Source organism: Allobosea sp. TAB14 (genome assembly GCF_052113865.1).
Lineage (GTDB): Bacteria > Pseudomonadota > Alphaproteobacteria > Rhizobiales > Beijerinckiaceae > Allobosea > Allobosea spartocytisi.
In genome coordinates, this window is record NZ_JBFRDQ010000068.1 from 20,032 (window position 1) to 34,566 (window position 14,535).

Sequence of the window (14,535 nt, forward strand, 5' to 3'; positions counted from 1 at the left end):
TCAAGAGCGCGGCCCGCGCCTCACATCGTGCATTTCTGGTCGGACATGTAGTCGTGGACCTGGACCGTTCCGGCGATGATGGCGGCCTTGGCCTTCTCGGCGGCGGCCTTCATCTCGGGCGTGATCAGCGCCTTGTTGTTGTCGTCGAGCGCCCAGTCGATGCCGCCTTCCTTGAGGCCGAGCACGGAGATGCCGGGCTTCCAGGAGCCGTCGCGCGCCGCCATGAAGGAGTTGTAGGCGGCAACGTCGACGCGCTTGAGCATCGAGGTCAGGATCTTGCCGGGATGCAGCGCGTTCTGGTTGGAATCGACGCCGATGCCGAGCTTGCCGGCATCGGTCACGGCCCGGAGCACGCCGATGCCGGTGCCGCCGGCGGCGTGGTAGACGACGTCGGCGCCGCGGTCGATCTGCGACTTGGCGAGTTCGCCGCCCTTCACCGGGTCGTTCCAGGCTGAAGGCGTCGAGCCGGTCATGTTCTGGAAGATCTCGGCGCCGGGCTTGGCCGCCTTGACGCCCTGGATGTAGCCGCAGGCGAATTTGCGGATGAGCGGGATGTCCATGCCGCCGACGAAGCCGAGCTTGTCGGTCTTCGAGGCCATCGCCCCGAGCAGGCCGACGAGATAGGAGCCCTCATGCTCCTTGAAGACGATCGACTGCACGTTGGGCAGCTCGACCACCATGTCGATGATGGTGAATTTCAGGTCCGGGAACTCGGCCGCGACCTTCTGCAGCGCGGTCGCCTGGGAGAAGCCCACCGCGATGATCGGCGAATTGCCGTCGCGGGCGAAGCGGCGCAGGGCCTGCTCGATCTGCGCATCGTTCGTCGGCTCGAAATCGCGGAACTCGACGCCGGTTTCCTTCTTGAACTTGTCGGCGCCAATGAAGACGCCCTCGTTGAAGGATTTGTCGAACTTGCCGCCCTTGTCGTAGACGATCGCCGGCTTGATCGGCTGCTGCGCGAAAGCCGCCGCCGAAATCACCATGCCGGCCAGCGCCGCCGCGAAAGAACCCAAACGCATCGCATAGTCCCCTGTTGAAGCCGGGTGCCGTTAGCCGGCCCTCGATGGTGCCACGATGACATGGCTCGGCGGCGCGGCCAAGCTGGCGATGAGGTCAACTCTTTCGCAGGCGCGGCAACGCGATGCGATTGCCGAAGAAGGCCATCCGGTCCTATCCTGTGGGATGATGCTGAACGACGACGAGATCGAGCGCTATGCGCGCCATATCGTCCTGCCGGAGATCGGCGGGCCGGGGCAGCAGAAGCTGAAGAACGCCCGCGTGCTGGTCGTCGGCGCCGGCGGGCTCGGCGCGCCACTGATCCAGTATCTGGCCGCGGCCGGCATCGGCAAGATCGGCATCGTCGACGACGACGTGGTCTCGCTCTCGAACCTGCAGCGCCAGACCATCTTCACCACCGACGACATCGGCAAGCGCAAGGCCGTGGCGGCCGCGAACTTCATCCGCCGGCTCAACCCGAACGTCGTGGTCGAGGAACATGTCACCCGCATCGACCCGCACAATGCCCGCGCGATGATCGCCTTCTACGATGTCGTCGCCGAGGGTTCGGACAGTTTCGCCACGCGCTATGCCGTCTCCGACGCCTGTTTCCACGAGCACAGGCCGGTGGTGATGGGCGCGCTCGGCCGCTTCGACGGCTCGCTGACCACGATCCGCGCCCATGAAACCGGCCCGGACGGGCGGCCGAACCCGACCTGGCGCTGCCTCTTCCCCGATGCGCCGCCGCCGGGCTCGATCCCGACCTGCGCGGAGGCCGGCGTGTTGGGCGCGCTGCCCGGCATCATCGGCTCGCTGATGGCGCTGGAGGTGGTGCGCGCGGTCACCGGCTTCGGCGAGCCGCTGGTCGGCAAGCTCCTGCTGGTCGATTCGCTGACGATGCGCTTCGAGACGCTGCGCTATGGCTGGGACGAGACGAACCCGCTGAACGGGACGAACGTCGCGGCCTGAACGCCATCGATTAACGGCGCCGTGATCCCGGACAAGCCGCAAAGCGGCGCCGATTCCGGAGCGCTTCCGGCCGAGGTCCAGGCCTGGATCCCGGGTCTGCGCTTCGCTTCGCCCGGGATGGCCATGTCAGAGGTCTAAGGGAACCTCTCAGCGTTTCGCTTCGATCACATCCCAGAGCTGCGCCGCCAGGTCCGGCCCGCCCAGCTTCTTGATGGCGCGCACGCCGGTCGGGGCGGTGACGTTGATCTCGGTGAGCTTGCCGTGGATCACGTCGATGCCGACCAGCAGCAGGCCGCGCCGGCTGAGCTCGGGGCCGATCGCCTCGCAGATCGCAAGCTCCTGCTTCGACAGATCGGTCGGCCGCGCCGCGCCGCCGCGCACCATGTTGGCGCGGAGATCGCCGACCGCCGGCACGCGATTGACCGCGCCCGCCGCCTTGCCGTCGATCAGGATGATGCGCTTGTCGCCTTCCGTGACCTCCTTGATGAAGCCCTGCACCACCCAGGGCTCACGGAAGAGGTTGCTGAACAGGTCGAAGAGCGAGCCGAAATTCGGATCGCCCTTGCCGGTCTTGAACACGGTCGCGCCGCCATGGCCGTAGAGCGGCTTCATGACGATCTCGCCGTACTCGTCGCGGAAGGCCTCGATCTCGGCCCTGTCGCGGGTGATCAGCGTCGGCGGCATCAGCTCGGGGAAATGGGTGACGAAGATCTTCTCGGGCGCGTTGCGCACCTCGGCCGGGTTGTTSACCACCAGTGTTTTGGGGTGGATGCGCTCCAGCATATGGGTGGTGGTGACATAGGCCATGTCGAAGGGCGGGTCCTGCCGGAGCAGCACGACGTCGAGCTGGGAAAGGTCGACCTTCTCCTCGGCCCCCAGAGTGAAATGATCGCCCTCGACGTCGCGCACCGTGACCGGGCGGATCGGCGCCGTGACCTTGCCGTCGCGCAGCGAGAGCTTGTCGGGGGTGTAGGTGTAGAGSSTGTGKCCGCGCSSCTGCGCYTCCAGCATCAGGGCGAAGCCGGTATCGCCGGCGATCCGGATGCGCTCGATCGGGTCCATCTGGATGGCGACGGAGAGAGTCATGGGCGGGCTTCCTGTTGCGGCCCGTTCTTATCGGGCTGCCGGTCGGGTTCCTGCAAGTAGGTGGCCCTGCGTCACAGGACAAGCGCGAAGGCGGCCGGCACATGGCGCGGCCAGCGCCAGGGCGCCAGGAAGACCGCATCGGCCCTGAGATCGTAGCCCATCGCCCAGGGATTGCGGGCGAGCCATTGCCGGACGCGCCGTTCGACGAGGCGCTGCTTTTCGACTGTCAGGGCCGTCAGGGCGTCCTCGATTCGGCCGCGCGCCTTGACCTCGACGAAAGCGACGGTGCGCCCGCGCCGCATGACGATATCGATCTCGCCGCCCTTGCCGCCGAAGCGCCGCTCCAGCAGCCGATAACCCTTCGCCATCAGCCAGAGGATGGCGAGCCATTCCGCCCGACGGCCCGAAAGGCCGGAACGCCGCGCCCGGCGGCTGCGCAATGCCGAGCGCGTCGCAGGTTCTGTCACGGATTGTCGCGGGTGAGTTCGAGGGCGCGCGCATAGACCTTGCGGCGCGGCTGGCCGGTCTCCGCCGCGACCTGCGCCACCGCCTCCTTGAGCGAGACCTTCGCCAGCGCCGCGCGCAGCCGTTCATCGATCGCCTCGTCGCTGGGAACGAGATCGACGGCGCCCGGCGGGCCRATGATGACGACGATCTCGCCGCGCGCCTCCTCCTGCGTCTCGTAATGCGCGGCCAGCTCGGGGAGGGTGCCGCGCCTGACCGTCTCGTAGAACTTCGTCAGTTCGCGCGCGACAGCGCCCGGCCTTGGGCCCAGCACCGCGGCGGCATCAGCCAGCATCTCGGCGAGGCGGCGGGGCGATTCGAAGAAGACCAGCGTGCCGGGAATGGCGGCGAGCTCGGTCAGCCGGGTGCGGCGCCCGCCCGATTTCGGCGGCAGGAAGCCCTCGAAGAAGAAGCGGTCGGTCGGCAATCCGGCCAGCACCAGCGCCGCCAGCACGGCGGAGGGGCCGGGAATACCCGTAACCGGCAGGCCTTCCGCCACCAGTTCGGCCACGAGCTTGTAGCCGGGATCGGAAACGAGCGGCGTCCCGGCATCCGAGATCAAAGCGAGCTTGCCGCCTTCGCGCAGCTTCGCCAGCACCTTCGGGCGCATCTGCGCGGCGTTGTGCTCGTGATAGGGCAGGAGCGGCGTCGAGATGCCGTAATGCGCCAGCAGCGTCTTCGAGGTGCGGGTGTCCTCGGCCAGGACCGCATCGGCGGCGGCGAGCGTCGCGAGCGCCCGGAAGGAGATGTCGCGCAGGTTTCCGATCGGCGTGGCGACGATGTGCAGCCCCGGTGACAGCGGCTCGGCCTCGGCCTTGAGACCGAAGGCGGTGTAGCTGGCGGGGCGGGGCGGAGCGGCGTTCGACATGGCCGCAAGCTGCCACAGCGCCCCCGGCCGCGCCATGGCGTGCGTGCGACGGGCCCGATGCAACCCATAGTTAACAACTTGAAAATAGCATGTGGCACTGGCACGAGAGTCCCGCGGGGGGACTGTATTACCGGGCAAGGCTTTGCCGGCCCGGTCACGACTGGAGATCGCCCGTGTTGCACCATCGGCACTTCGTACCGGTTCTGCGGTTCAAGGCGGGCGCGCTGGCCGTCTCCCTGTCCTTGCTGCTCGCGAGCTGCAGCGGTGGCCCCGCCGGCCTGCCGGGCTTCGACGGCCCCGCCTCGACGGAACCGGCCGCGCCAAGCGGCCAGACCATCGGCACCGGCAAGGTCAAGGTCGGCCTCATCCTGCCGCTCGGCGCCGAAGGCCAGGGCGGCGTGGTCGGCAATTCACTCAAGAACGCCGCCGAGATGGCCCTGGCCGAATTCCCCAACGCGGACCTGACGCTGCTGGTCAAGGACGACCGCGGCACGCCGGAAGGCGCGCGCGCCGCGGCGCAGGAAGCGATCTCGGAAGGCGCAGAACTCATCATCGGGCCGCTCTTCGCCCCGACCGTGCAGGCGGCGGGACAGGTGGCGCGGGCGGCCAACCGGCCGGTCATCGCCTTCTCCAGCGATTCCAACGTGGCCTCGCGCGGCGTCTATCTGCTCTCCTTCCCGCCCGAGAACGACGTCAACCGCGTCATCGCCTATGCCGCGCAGCAGGGCCGCAAATCCTTCGCCGCGCTGCTGCCCGACACCGCCTATGGCAAGGTCGTCGAGGCCGCCTTCCAGCAGGCGGTGGCAGCACGCGGCGCCCGCGTCGCGGCGATCGAGCATTTCGGCTCCGACCCGGCCGCGATGCGCACAGCCGTCCAGCGCCTGATGCCCTCGCTGCAGCAGGCAGATGCGCTCTTCGTTCCGGCCGCGGCCGATGCGATGCCGGCGCTCGGACAGGCGCTGCAGCAGGCCGGCTTCGACCCGCGCAAGGTGAAGCCCCTCGGCACCGGCGTCTGGAACGACAGCGGCATCGCACAGGTGCAGGCGATCCAGGGCGGCTGGTTCGCCTCGCCCGACACGGCCGGGTTCAACGCCTTCGCGGGACGCTACCAGCAGCGCTTCAACAGCAGCCCGACCCGCACCGCGACCCTCTCCTACGACGCGGTTTCGCTGGCGGCGGCACTGGCGCGCACGCAAGGCTCGCAACGCTTCTCCGAGGCGGTGCTGACCAACGCCTCGGGCTTCGCGGGAGCCGACGGCGTCTTCCGCTTCCGGCCGGACGGGCAGGTCGAGCGCGGGCTCGCGGTGCTCGAACTGCGCAACGGCCAGATCGTCACGATCAACGCCGCGCCGCGCGATCTCGGCCCGCGTTCGCAGTAGCGCGCTGCCGTACCAACAAAAAGGCCGGGCAAATGCCCGGCCTTTTGCATTTGAGCGCTGACAGAGCTCAGCTCGCCGGCGCGTATTTCACCGCGCAGCCATAAGCCTTGGTGCTGGCCTCGGAGACCGGCTTGCCGGCCTTCAGCTCGGCGACCGCCTGCCGGACATAGCTCTTCGCGCCGCTGAGGCTCGCGGGGTTCGAGGACGGCTTGTCGTCGATCGCACCCATATAGGCGAGCGTGCCCTTGGGATCGATGATGTACATGTGCGGCGTGGTCTGGGCGCCATAAGCGCGTGCCACCTGGCTCTTCGGGTCGAGCAGGATGCCGGCGGGGGCGGCGTCGCGCTGGACGGTCAGCTCCTTCGCCTTCGCCGCCTCGACATAGCCCTGCTCGCCGGGCGGCGAGGAGATCACCGAGAGCCAGACGATGCCCTCCTTGGCCATGTCCTTCTGCAACGTTTGCATGGTGGCGCTGTTGTAGTGCTTGCGGACATAGGGGCAGTCGTGATTGGTCCATTCGAGGATCACGGTCTTGCCGGCGAATTCCTGGAGATTGCGGGTCTTGCCGTCGATATCGACCGCCTGGAAGGCCGGCGCGGGCTGGCCGACGCGGGCGGCGCCTTCAGCGAAGGCCGCGCCGGTCGTGAGCGAAAACCCGGCAAGAGCGAGGCCGGCGATGAAAGTCTGTCTGGTCAGGCTTTTCATGTCTGTCTCTCTGGTTGGAATCTACGGCGTGTTGGCCGCGGTCTTATCCCGGCCCGCCGCGCGTTCGGCGGCCGCGATCACGGCATCCGGCGTCAGGAGCTGCGGCAGGATCTCGGCCTGCCCGTCCTTGCGCGCCGGATAGAACAGATAGAGCGGCACGCCGGCCCGGCCTTGCTCGGCCAGCGCCTGGGCGATGCGGGAATCGCGGTTGGTCCAGTCGGCCTTGAGATAGGTGACGCCGAGCCTGGCGAAAGCGTCCTTCACCTCCTGACGCGAGAGCGCGACGCGCTCATTGGCGAGGCAGGTGATGCACCASGCRGCGGTGAAGTTGACGAAGACCGGCTTKCCCTGCSCCTGCAGCGTGGCGACGCGCTCAGGGCTCCAGGCCTGGATATCCCCGGCCCGCGCCTCCGCATTGGTGCCCGGCACGGCGTTCTCGACCGTGAACCAGCCGGCGCCGAGCGCGACCAGCACGGCCAGTACAGTCCCGAAGGCGCGGCGCGGCAGGGAGCCACGGGTGACGCCGACGAGCCAGACGACGAAACCCGCCGCCAGCACCGCAACCAGCGCCGCCAGAACGCCCTGCGGGCCGGTCTGGACCGAGGCGACCCAGATCAGCCAGATCGCGGTCGCGAACATCGGGAAGGCGAAGGCCTGCTTCAGCACCAGCATCCAGCGCCCGGGCTTGGGCAAAAGCCGAAGCAGGCCCGGCGCGAAGGAGAGCGCCACCACCGGCAGAGCGAAGCCGAGGGCCAGCGCCATGAAGACCGAGAGCGCGAGCGCCGGCGGTTGCGTCACCGCATAGCCCATCGCTGCGCCCATGAAGGGCGCCGTGCAGGGCGTGGCGACGACGACGGCGAGCACGCCGGTCATGAAGGCGCCGAGGCGTCCGCCCCGGCTGGCGAGCCCGTCACCGAGGCCAACCACCGCGCCGCCGATCTCGAAGGCGCCGATCAGGTTGAGCCCGATCAGCACCATCACCACGGCAAGCGCGATCACCAGCAGCGGCGACTGGAGCTGGAAACCCCAGCCGACGCTGCCGCCGAGCGCACTCAGCGCAATGACAGCTCCGGCCAGCACCAGGAAGGTCAGCAGCACGCCGCAGAGGAAGATCAGGCCCTGCTCGCGCGTTTCCGCCCGGCTGCGATGCGCCGTCTGGGCGAAGCCGAGCGCCTTGATGAACAGCACCGGCAGCACGCAGGGCATCAGGTTGAGGATGAGCCCGCCGGCGAAGGCGAAGGCCAGCGCGGCGAGCAGCGTGAGGTCGGCGCCTTCCGCCGGGACGGGAATCCGCACGATCGCCGAGCGGGGCGCGTTGGAACCGGTCTCGGCCGCTTTGGAGACCAGCGCAGGATCGGCATCGGCCACCAGCGTCAGCGCACGCGGCACGCCATCCTGCCTGAAGGTCAGGACGCCGGAGATATCAGGCTGCTCCAGCTTGAAGGCACTGGAGCGGGTCAGCGTCAGGCCCGGCACATCGCCGGCTTTCATGGGCTGGTCGGCGGCGTGTTCGATCAGCGTGTCGGAGATCGGAAAGAAGCGCAGATCGCTCGCGCCGGCCGGAAGGCCGGGCAGTGCCAAGGCGAGGTTGTCGCCGTCGGCACTCAGCCTGCCACGGAAGCCGGCCGGCTTCGGCAGGGCGGCGAGCGCGGCATCGATGCGCTGCTGCGCCGCCTCATCGACTGCGCTTGCCGCGCCGACGGGCAGGTCGAGCGTGAAGCTGCCTTCCTCGGGAATGCAGATCTTTTCGCAGACCAGCCAGGTCGCGTTCGCCTTGAGCGGGAACGTCTCGCCGGGCTTGGCATCGGCCGGCACGGTAATCTCGACCGGCAGCACGACCTCGCCCTCGAAGCCGAAATTCACCAGCGGCTCGACGCGGATGGCACGCGGCGCCGGCCAGGCGATGTCTCCGGCCTTCGCGCCGGCCGGCAGATCCCACTGAATCTGCGTCGGCTCGCCGGAATCGCCGGGGTTCAGCCAATAGGTATGCCAGTGCGGGGCGAGCTTCTGGGTCAGCGCCACGTGGAAGCGCTCGCCGGGCGCGACCGTGTCGCGGCTCGACAGCAGCGTGGCGGTGACCCGCTGGGAGGTGACGGCCGCCGATTCGGCGGCAAGCGCCGCGCCCGGCAACGCCAGCCCCAGGGCCAGCAGGGCGCCGGTCAGAAGCCGCCGGGCCGAAACGCCGCGCGCCCTGTCGGGTCTTTCGGAATACAGCGCCATCATCCCACTTCTGTCTGATATCATCGGACCCAGATGCCTCAAACAACCCGTTCATGCCAATGACAAGGCGGTGAGGCAGTGTCTCGGGCGATCCTGCGCCATCGCGCCGCCGCCCGCAGCGCGCCATGATGTCGCCGCGCACCGCTCCTTATCTCCCGCCTCCGCTGAAATCGCGAGATCCGAGACCATGACGATCCACCCCGCCCTCATCGCCGCCAATACGGCCGTCATCACCGGCGGCGCCTCCGGCATCGGCTTCGCCGCCGCCCGCGCCTTCGCCGGCCTCGGCATGAGGGTCGCCATCGCCGACAGCGACGAGGAAGGGCTGAAGGCCGCCGGGCAGGTGCTCGCCACGCTGGTCGGCGAGCACAATGTGCTGGCGGTCGCGACCGATGTCTCGCATCGCGAGGAGGTCGCGGCGCTGCAGGAGAAGGTGCTCGCCAAGTTCGGGCGCGTGCATGTGCTGATGAACAATGCCGGGATGCAGCAGGGCAGCGGCATTTTCGGCCCGGCTGAGACGTGGGAACGCACCCTCGCGGTCAATCTCGGCGGCATCGTCAACGGCACGCAGATCTTCGGGCCGGGCATGGTCGCCCATGGCGCGCCGGCGCTGATCGTCAACACCGGCTCGAAGCAGGGCATCACCACGCCGCCGGGCAATCCGGCCTACAATGTCTCGAAGGCCGGCGTGAAGGTCTTCACCGAGGCGCTGGCGCATGAACTCCGCAACACCGAAGGCTGCAAGGTCAGCGCCCATCTGCTGATCCCCGGCTTCGTCTTCACGCCGCTGACGGCGCGCGGGCGCGTCGAGAAGCCGGAGGGTGCCTGGACACCGGAGCAGACCGTCGATTTCATGCTGGAGCGGCTGAAGGCCGGGGACTTCTACATCCTCTGCCCGGATGACGAGACGACGCGCGCCCTCGATGAGAAGCGCATGGCCTGGGCGATGGGCGATATCATCGAGAACCGCCCGCCGCTCTCGCGCTGGCACAAGGATTATGGCGAGGCGTTCAAAGCCTTCGTCGCAAAGACCTAGATCGCCGCACCGTCCGTCACGATGTCCGCGCCGAGCCCCTGCCGGACGACGCGGACGATCTCGGCCTCCGCCGCCGCGCCACGCCTGCGCGGACGGGCGGCGTCGATGCGGTGCTCGGCGATGATCTGGCCGGGCGCGCCCGAGAGGATCACGACACGGTCGGCGAGATAGGCGGCCTCGTCGATGTCGTGGGTGACGAAGAGCACGGTCTTGCCGGTGCGCTGCCAGACGCGGATCAATTCGTCCTGCAGATTCTCGCGCGTCAGGGCGTCGAGCGCCGAGAAGGGCTCGTCCATCAGCAGGATTTCCGGCTCGACCGCGAGCGCACGCGCCAGCGAGACGCGCTGGCGCTGGCCGCCGGAGAGCTGATGCGGCCAGCGTTGCGCGAGCCCGCCCAACCCGACGAGATCGAGCATCTCCTGTGCCTTCTTCAGGCGCTCGCCACGCGATGTCCGGCCTTCCAGGCCGAAGCCGACATTGGAAATCACCTTGCGCCAGGGCAGGAGCCGCGAATCCTGGAAGACCAGAGCGACAGGGCGACGCGCATTGTCCTTCGCGTGGATGACGACCTCGCCGCCGCTCGGCTTCGCAAGGCCCGCGATGACGCGCAGCAGGGTCGACTTGCCGACGCCGGAGGGGCCGACAATGGCGAGGAACTCGCCGCGCCCGACCTTCAGGTCGAGCTTGCGCAGCACTTCGGTCTGTTCGCCGTCGCGGGTGAAGGTCAGCGACAGGCTCTTGATCTCGATCACGCTTTCCAACGCAGCACCCATCTCTGGAAGGCGACGAAGGCCGTGTCGAGCAGCCCGTAGAGCGCCGCCATCGTCAGCATGTAGACCACGACGATGTCGGTCGCGAGCAGGCTGGACGCCTGCATCATGCGCTGGCCGACGCCAGCGACGCCGAAGATCTCGGCCGCGACCACCGCCATCCAGGCCTGGCCGAGCGCCGTGCGAAAACCGACGAGGATGCCCGGCATCGCCGCCGGCAACAGGATCTTGAACAGGCGCTGCCAGGGCGAGCGGAAGCCGAAGGCATCGGCGACCTCGACGAGATCGCGGTCGACGCCGCGAATTGCTCCCTGCGCCGCGAAGAAACTGATCCAGAACACGCCGATGGCGATGATGAAGACCGCCGCGCCCGGTGTGACGCCGAACCAGATGATGGCGAAGGGCACCCAGGCGAGGCCGGGCACGGGCCGCAGCACGCGCACGACCCAGGCCGTCGCCTCCTCGGCAATCCGCGACATGCCGACGAGCACGCCGAGCGCGATGCCGAGGCCGGCGCCGACGAAGAGGCCGACGAAATAATGCCAGAGCGAGCCGAGGATCGCCGCGAGCCAGGCGCCCGAGGACACCTCGCGCATGAAGGCCTTGGGCAGCGCGCTCGGCGGCGGCAGGAAGGCGGGGTTCACCCAGCCGAAATAGGGCACCGCCTCCCAGATCAGCAGGAAGGCGATCAGGCCCAGAAGGGCAAGGGCCGGAGCCCGAAGTCTCTTCACAGTGGTCAGCCGCCCGCCTTGATCGCGCGCTCGTAGTACTGGGTCTCGAACAATCCGTCGAACGGCAATTCCTTGTCGAGCGAGCCGAGCTTGACCTGATAGGCCTGCATGGCGCGCGCGGGCTCGATGATCTTGCGCGGATCGATCTCGAAGACGCTTGCCGGCGAGCCCAGCGCCTTCCGGATCAGCTCGGGATCGACGATGCCCTTGCCGAGCGCGGCGCCGACATGCGGCGCGGCTTTGGCCGGGTCGGCCTTGATCAGCGCCGCCGCCTTGACGAGGCTTGAGACGAGGTTCTGGACGGCGTCGGGGTTCTTGGTGGCGAAGGCGCCGGAGACGGCGACCACAGTACCCGGCTGGCCCGGGAAGACCTCCTCGCCGCCGGCGACCAGCTTGATCGCGCTGTTGCGGCTCTGGAGGATGGTCAGCGCCGGCTCGCGCACGCTGCCGCCATCGACCGCGCCGGCCAGGATCGCCTGCTGGGTCGCATCGATCCCCATCGGCACGATCTCGACATCGGCCTTGTCGACCTTTGCGACCTCCCAGAGCCAGTATTGCAGCGTCGTATTGGGCACCGAGCCGGCCGGCTGGGTGGCGAGGCGGGCCGGCTTGCCATTCGCCGCCTTGAACGCCTTGAAGGCGGCCGCAGCCGCGGTGCCAGCCGTGAAGAACTTCGACAGCGACGGCGCGGCGACGACGACATTCTCGCCGATGGCGGTCGAGGCGACGACGCGGACATCGATGCCGCGCGAGCGAGCGACGGCCAGCGGGGCCACGCCGGCGACGTAGATGTCGAGCGTGCCCGAGGCCAGCGCCTGGATCATGTTCGGGCCGGATTCGAAGACGGTGACCGCGCTTTCGAGGCCGCCCTGCTTCAACCAGCCCTCGCCATTGGCGACGAAGAAGGGCGCGGTGCCGACGACCGGGATGTAACCGACCCGTGCCGTGACGGCCTGGGCACGAGCCGCGCCGGCGAACGGGGCCGCCGCTGCCAGGGTCGCACCCGCGATGAGAAACTGGCGGCGATCCATCGTTCAAATCCTCTCGCAAGACGGCGCCAAAACAGCACCCATTGACAGATGGAGAAAAGGATTTTCTATCTGGATGCAAGTGATCGACATCAAAAAGAAACTTATTCTCTTATGATCGCGATCAACGGAACGAATTTTCTCCTATGACGGATTTCAGAGAATGGATGCCATCGACCGCAAGATCCTGACCGTGCTGCAGAACGACGCCAACATCTCGATCGCCGATCTGGCGGATCGGGTCGGGCTCTCGCAGACCCCATGCTGGAAGCGCATCCAGAAGCTCGAACAGGCGGGCGTCATCCTGAAGCGCGTCGCGCTGGTTTCGCCGGAGAAGATCGGGCTCGGGCTCACCGTCTTCGTGCAGATCGAGACGGCCGACCATTCCGGCCCCTGGCTCGACAAGTTCGCGCAGACGGCCGCCGCCATGCCGGAGGTGATGGAATTCTACCGGATGGCGGGGGATGTCGACTACATGCTGCGCGTCGTCGTCGCCGACATGGCCGCCTATGACACCTTCTACAAGAAGCTGATCGAGACGATCCCGCTCAAGAACGTCACCTCGCGCTTCGCCATGGAACGGATCAAGGCGACGACCGCCTACAAGGTGCCGGACCTGCCGCGCCCATGAGCGGCACGGGCTAGCCTTGCCGGCGCATGACAGGCCGGCGTCGCGGATGCTAGGAAGCAGCCGACGCCCGCGCTGCCCGAGGAGCCGCCTTGTCCGCATCCCGCTCCGTTCTCCTGATCATCGGCGGCGGCATCGCCGCCTACAAGGTGCTCGAAGTCATCCGCCGGCTGAAGGATCGCGGCATCGCCTCGCGCTGCATCCTGACCAAGGCGGGCGAGCAGTTCGTCACGCCGCTCGCCGTGTCGTCGCTGGCGGGCGAGCGCTGCTTCACCGATCTGTTCTCGCTGACGGACGAGGCCGATATCGGCCATATCCAGCTATCGCGCTCGACCGATCTCGTCGTGGTGGCGCCGGCGACCGCCGACCTCATCGCCAAGATGGCGAACGGCCACGCCGACGACCTCGCCTCGACCGCCCTGCTCGCCACCGACAAACGCGTGCTGATCGCACCCGCGATGAACCCGCGCATGTGGCAGCACCCGGCGACGCGGCGGAACATGGCCCAGCTCGAAAAGGACGGCATCCTCGTCGTCGGACCCAATAGCGGCGCCATGGCCGAACGCGGCGAGAGCGGGCTGGGCCGCATGGCCGAGCCTCCGGAAATCCTCGCCGCGATCGAGCTCGCGCTCGCCGGTGAAAGGCCTTCAGCCCGCGCCATCGGCTTCCTCGGCCGGCTGCCCGGCGGCGACCACGCACCGGCCGCCCGCTCGCTCGCCGGCAAGCATGTCCTGATCACCTCCGGGCCGACGCATGAGTCGATCGACCCGGTGCGCTACATCGCCAACCGTTCCTCCGGGAAGCAAGGCCACGCCATCGCGGCGGCGGCGGCCGCCGCCGGGGCGCGCGTGACCCTGGTCAGCGGGCCGGTCACGCTGCCCGATCCGGCCGGAGTCGAGACCATCCATGTCGAATCCGCCCGGCAGATGCTGGCGGCGGTCGAGGCGGCACTGCCGGCCGATCTGGCGATCTTCGCCGCGGCCGTCGCGGATTGGCGCGTCGCCGACGCCGCATCGGAGAAGATGAAGAAGGACGGCGGAGCCCTGCCACCGCTCTCGCTGGTCGAGAATCCCGACATCCTCGCCACGGTCGCGCATCGTCCGAACGGGCGGCCGGGCTTTGTCGTCGGCTTTGCGGCCGAGACGCAGCACGTCATCGACTACGCCAGGGTCAAGCTCGCCAAGAAGGGCTGCGACCTGATCGTCGCCAACGATGTTGGCGGTACCGGCGTGATGGGCGGCGACGCCAATACCGTGCATCTCGTGACAGTCGATGGCGTCGAGACCTGGCCGACCCTGCCCAAGGAAGAGGTCGCGAGCCGCCTCGTCGCCCATCTCGCCCAGAAGGTCGCCGCCGCGAAGGCAGACTGAGCTCCAAGGGGCGCGCTAGATCACTGGCGCTGCTCCGCCCGGTCGCGCGCCCGCGCCTCGGCGCTGCGCTCCGCGGGCGGACCATAGCCGCCGGCGCCGGGCGTGATGATCTCGACGATCTGGCCCTTTTCCAGCGCGCCATCGCCCTTGACGAAAGGCACGACGCCCTCGCTGAAGACGAAGGAGCCGCCCAGCCCCTCGCCGCCGCCGGCAAGCCCCCAGGGCCGCGAGGTCAGGCGCGAAT

The 14,535-nt window shown here is 68.5% G+C and carries 15 protein-coding genes; 5 read left to right on the forward strand and 10 right to left on the reverse strand.

What is annotated here, in order from left to right; genetic code table 11:
* Window positions 1–20: 20 nt before the first annotated feature.
* Window positions 21–1,019 (reverse strand): BMP family lipoprotein, encoded by a 999-nt coding sequence (locus AB4Y99_RS12425; RefSeq protein WP_133560477.1) that lies wholly within the window; start codon window positions 1,017–1,019, stop codon window positions 21–23.
* 163 nt (window positions 1,020–1,182) lie between these two features.
* Here AB4Y99_RS12425 and AB4Y99_RS12430 point away from each other — a divergent pair, with 163 nt between their 5' ends.
* Window positions 1,183–1,965, forward strand: a complete 783-nt coding sequence (locus AB4Y99_RS12430) for a HesA/MoeB/ThiF family protein (protein WP_038365193.1) — start codon at window positions 1,183–1,185, stop codon at window positions 1,963–1,965.
* Window positions 1,966–2,112: 147 nt separating this feature from the next.
* On the opposite strand, the gene gshB is transcribed toward AB4Y99_RS12430, so the two are convergent.
* The 3 genes from gshB to rsmI all read right to left on the reverse strand — a co-directional run bounded on the left by gshB (window position 2,113) and on the right by rsmI (window position 4,423).
* The gene (gshB, locus tag AB4Y99_RS12435; RefSeq protein ID WP_441523534.1) at window positions 2,113–3,051 is read right to left on the reverse strand and encodes a glutathione synthase; all 939 of its coding nucleotides are present in this window, start codon (window positions 3,049–3,051) and stop codon (window positions 2,113–2,115) included.
* 71 nt (window positions 3,052–3,122) lie between these two features.
* Window positions 3,123–3,518 (reverse strand): YraN family protein, encoded by a 396-nt coding sequence (locus AB4Y99_RS12440; protein ID WP_441523535.1) that lies wholly within the window; start codon window positions 3,516–3,518, stop codon window positions 3,123–3,125.
* The gene (gene rsmI / locus AB4Y99_RS12445) at window positions 3,515–4,423 is read right to left on the reverse strand and encodes a 16S rRNA (cytidine(1402)-2'-O)-methyltransferase (protein WP_441523536.1); all 909 of its coding nucleotides are present in this window, start codon (window positions 4,421–4,423) and stop codon (window positions 3,515–3,517) included. The genes AB4Y99_RS12440 and rsmI overlap by 4 nt, the downstream gene beginning before the upstream one ends.
* A gap of 173 nt (window positions 4,424–4,596) precedes the next feature.
* Between rsmI and AB4Y99_RS12450 the strand changes: the two genes are divergently transcribed.
* Window positions 4,597–5,802, forward strand: coding sequence for a penicillin-binding protein activator (locus tag AB4Y99_RS12450; protein WP_038364713.1), 1,206 nt, complete (start codon window positions 4,597–4,599; stop codon window positions 5,800–5,802).
* Between the two features lie 67 nt (window positions 5,803–5,869).
* Here the strand turns inward: AB4Y99_RS12450 and AB4Y99_RS12455 are convergent, their stop codons facing one another.
* Both AB4Y99_RS12455 and AB4Y99_RS12460 read right to left on the reverse strand, forming a co-directional pair.
* On the reverse strand, window positions 5,870–6,508 hold the full coding sequence (locus AB4Y99_RS12455; protein WP_441523537.1) for a thioredoxin family protein: 639 nt from the start codon (window positions 6,506–6,508) through the stop codon (window positions 5,870–5,872).
* 21 nt (window positions 6,509–6,529) lie between these two features.
* Window positions 6,530–8,728, reverse strand: coding sequence for a protein-disulfide reductase DsbD family protein (locus AB4Y99_RS12460; RefSeq protein WP_441523538.1), 2,199 nt, complete (start codon window positions 8,726–8,728; stop codon window positions 6,530–6,532).
* A 187-nt stretch (window positions 8,729–8,915) separates the two neighbouring features.
* On the opposite strand from AB4Y99_RS12460, the gene AB4Y99_RS12465 reads away from it, so the two are divergent.
* The gene (locus AB4Y99_RS12465) at window positions 8,916–9,764 is read left to right on the forward strand and encodes an SDR family NAD(P)-dependent oxidoreductase (RefSeq protein WP_441523539.1); all 849 of its coding nucleotides are present in this window, start codon (window positions 8,916–8,918) and stop codon (window positions 9,762–9,764) included.
* Here the strand turns inward: AB4Y99_RS12465 and AB4Y99_RS12470 are convergent.
* The 3 genes from AB4Y99_RS12470 to AB4Y99_RS12480 are packed head-to-tail and all read right to left on the reverse strand — an operon-like array spanning window position 9,761 to window position 12,296.
* Window positions 9,761–10,537: an ABC transporter ATP-binding protein gene (locus AB4Y99_RS12470; RefSeq protein WP_441523540.1), complete on the reverse strand. Its 777-nt coding sequence runs from the start codon at window positions 10,535–10,537 to the stop codon at window positions 9,761–9,763. The genes AB4Y99_RS12465 and AB4Y99_RS12470 overlap by 4 nt on opposite strands.
* Complete coding sequence (locus AB4Y99_RS12475) at window positions 10,513–11,265, reverse strand: ABC transporter permease (protein WP_038364715.1); 753 nt, start codon at window positions 11,263–11,265, stop codon at window positions 10,513–10,515. The genes AB4Y99_RS12470 and AB4Y99_RS12475 overlap by 25 nt, the downstream gene beginning before the upstream one ends.
* A gap of 5 nt (window positions 11,266–11,270) precedes the next feature.
* The gene (locus AB4Y99_RS12480; RefSeq protein ID WP_038364717.1) at window positions 11,271–12,296 is read right to left on the reverse strand and encodes an ABC transporter substrate-binding protein; all 1,026 of its coding nucleotides are present in this window, start codon (window positions 12,294–12,296) and stop codon (window positions 11,271–11,273) included.
* A 160-nt stretch (window positions 12,297–12,456) separates the two neighbouring features.
* On the opposite strand from AB4Y99_RS12480, the gene AB4Y99_RS12485 reads away from it, so the two are divergent.
* Together AB4Y99_RS12485 and AB4Y99_RS12490 are read left to right on the forward strand one after the other, a co-directional pair.
* Window positions 12,457–12,924 (forward strand): Lrp/AsnC family transcriptional regulator, encoded by a 468-nt coding sequence (locus AB4Y99_RS12485; RefSeq protein ID WP_051988217.1) that lies wholly within the window; start codon window positions 12,457–12,459, stop codon window positions 12,922–12,924.
* A gap of 89 nt (window positions 12,925–13,013) precedes the next feature.
* Complete coding sequence (locus AB4Y99_RS12490) at window positions 13,014–14,291, forward strand: phosphopantothenoylcysteine decarboxylase domain-containing protein (RefSeq protein WP_441523541.1); 1,278 nt, start codon at window positions 13,014–13,016, stop codon at window positions 14,289–14,291.
* Window positions 14,292–14,311: 20 nt separating this feature from the next.
* On the opposite strand, the gene AB4Y99_RS12495 is transcribed toward AB4Y99_RS12490, so the two are convergent.
* Window positions 14,312–14,535 (reverse strand): hydantoinase B/oxoprolinase family protein (locus AB4Y99_RS12495; protein ID WP_441523542.1); only part of this gene is annotated, 224 nt, incomplete at its 5' end.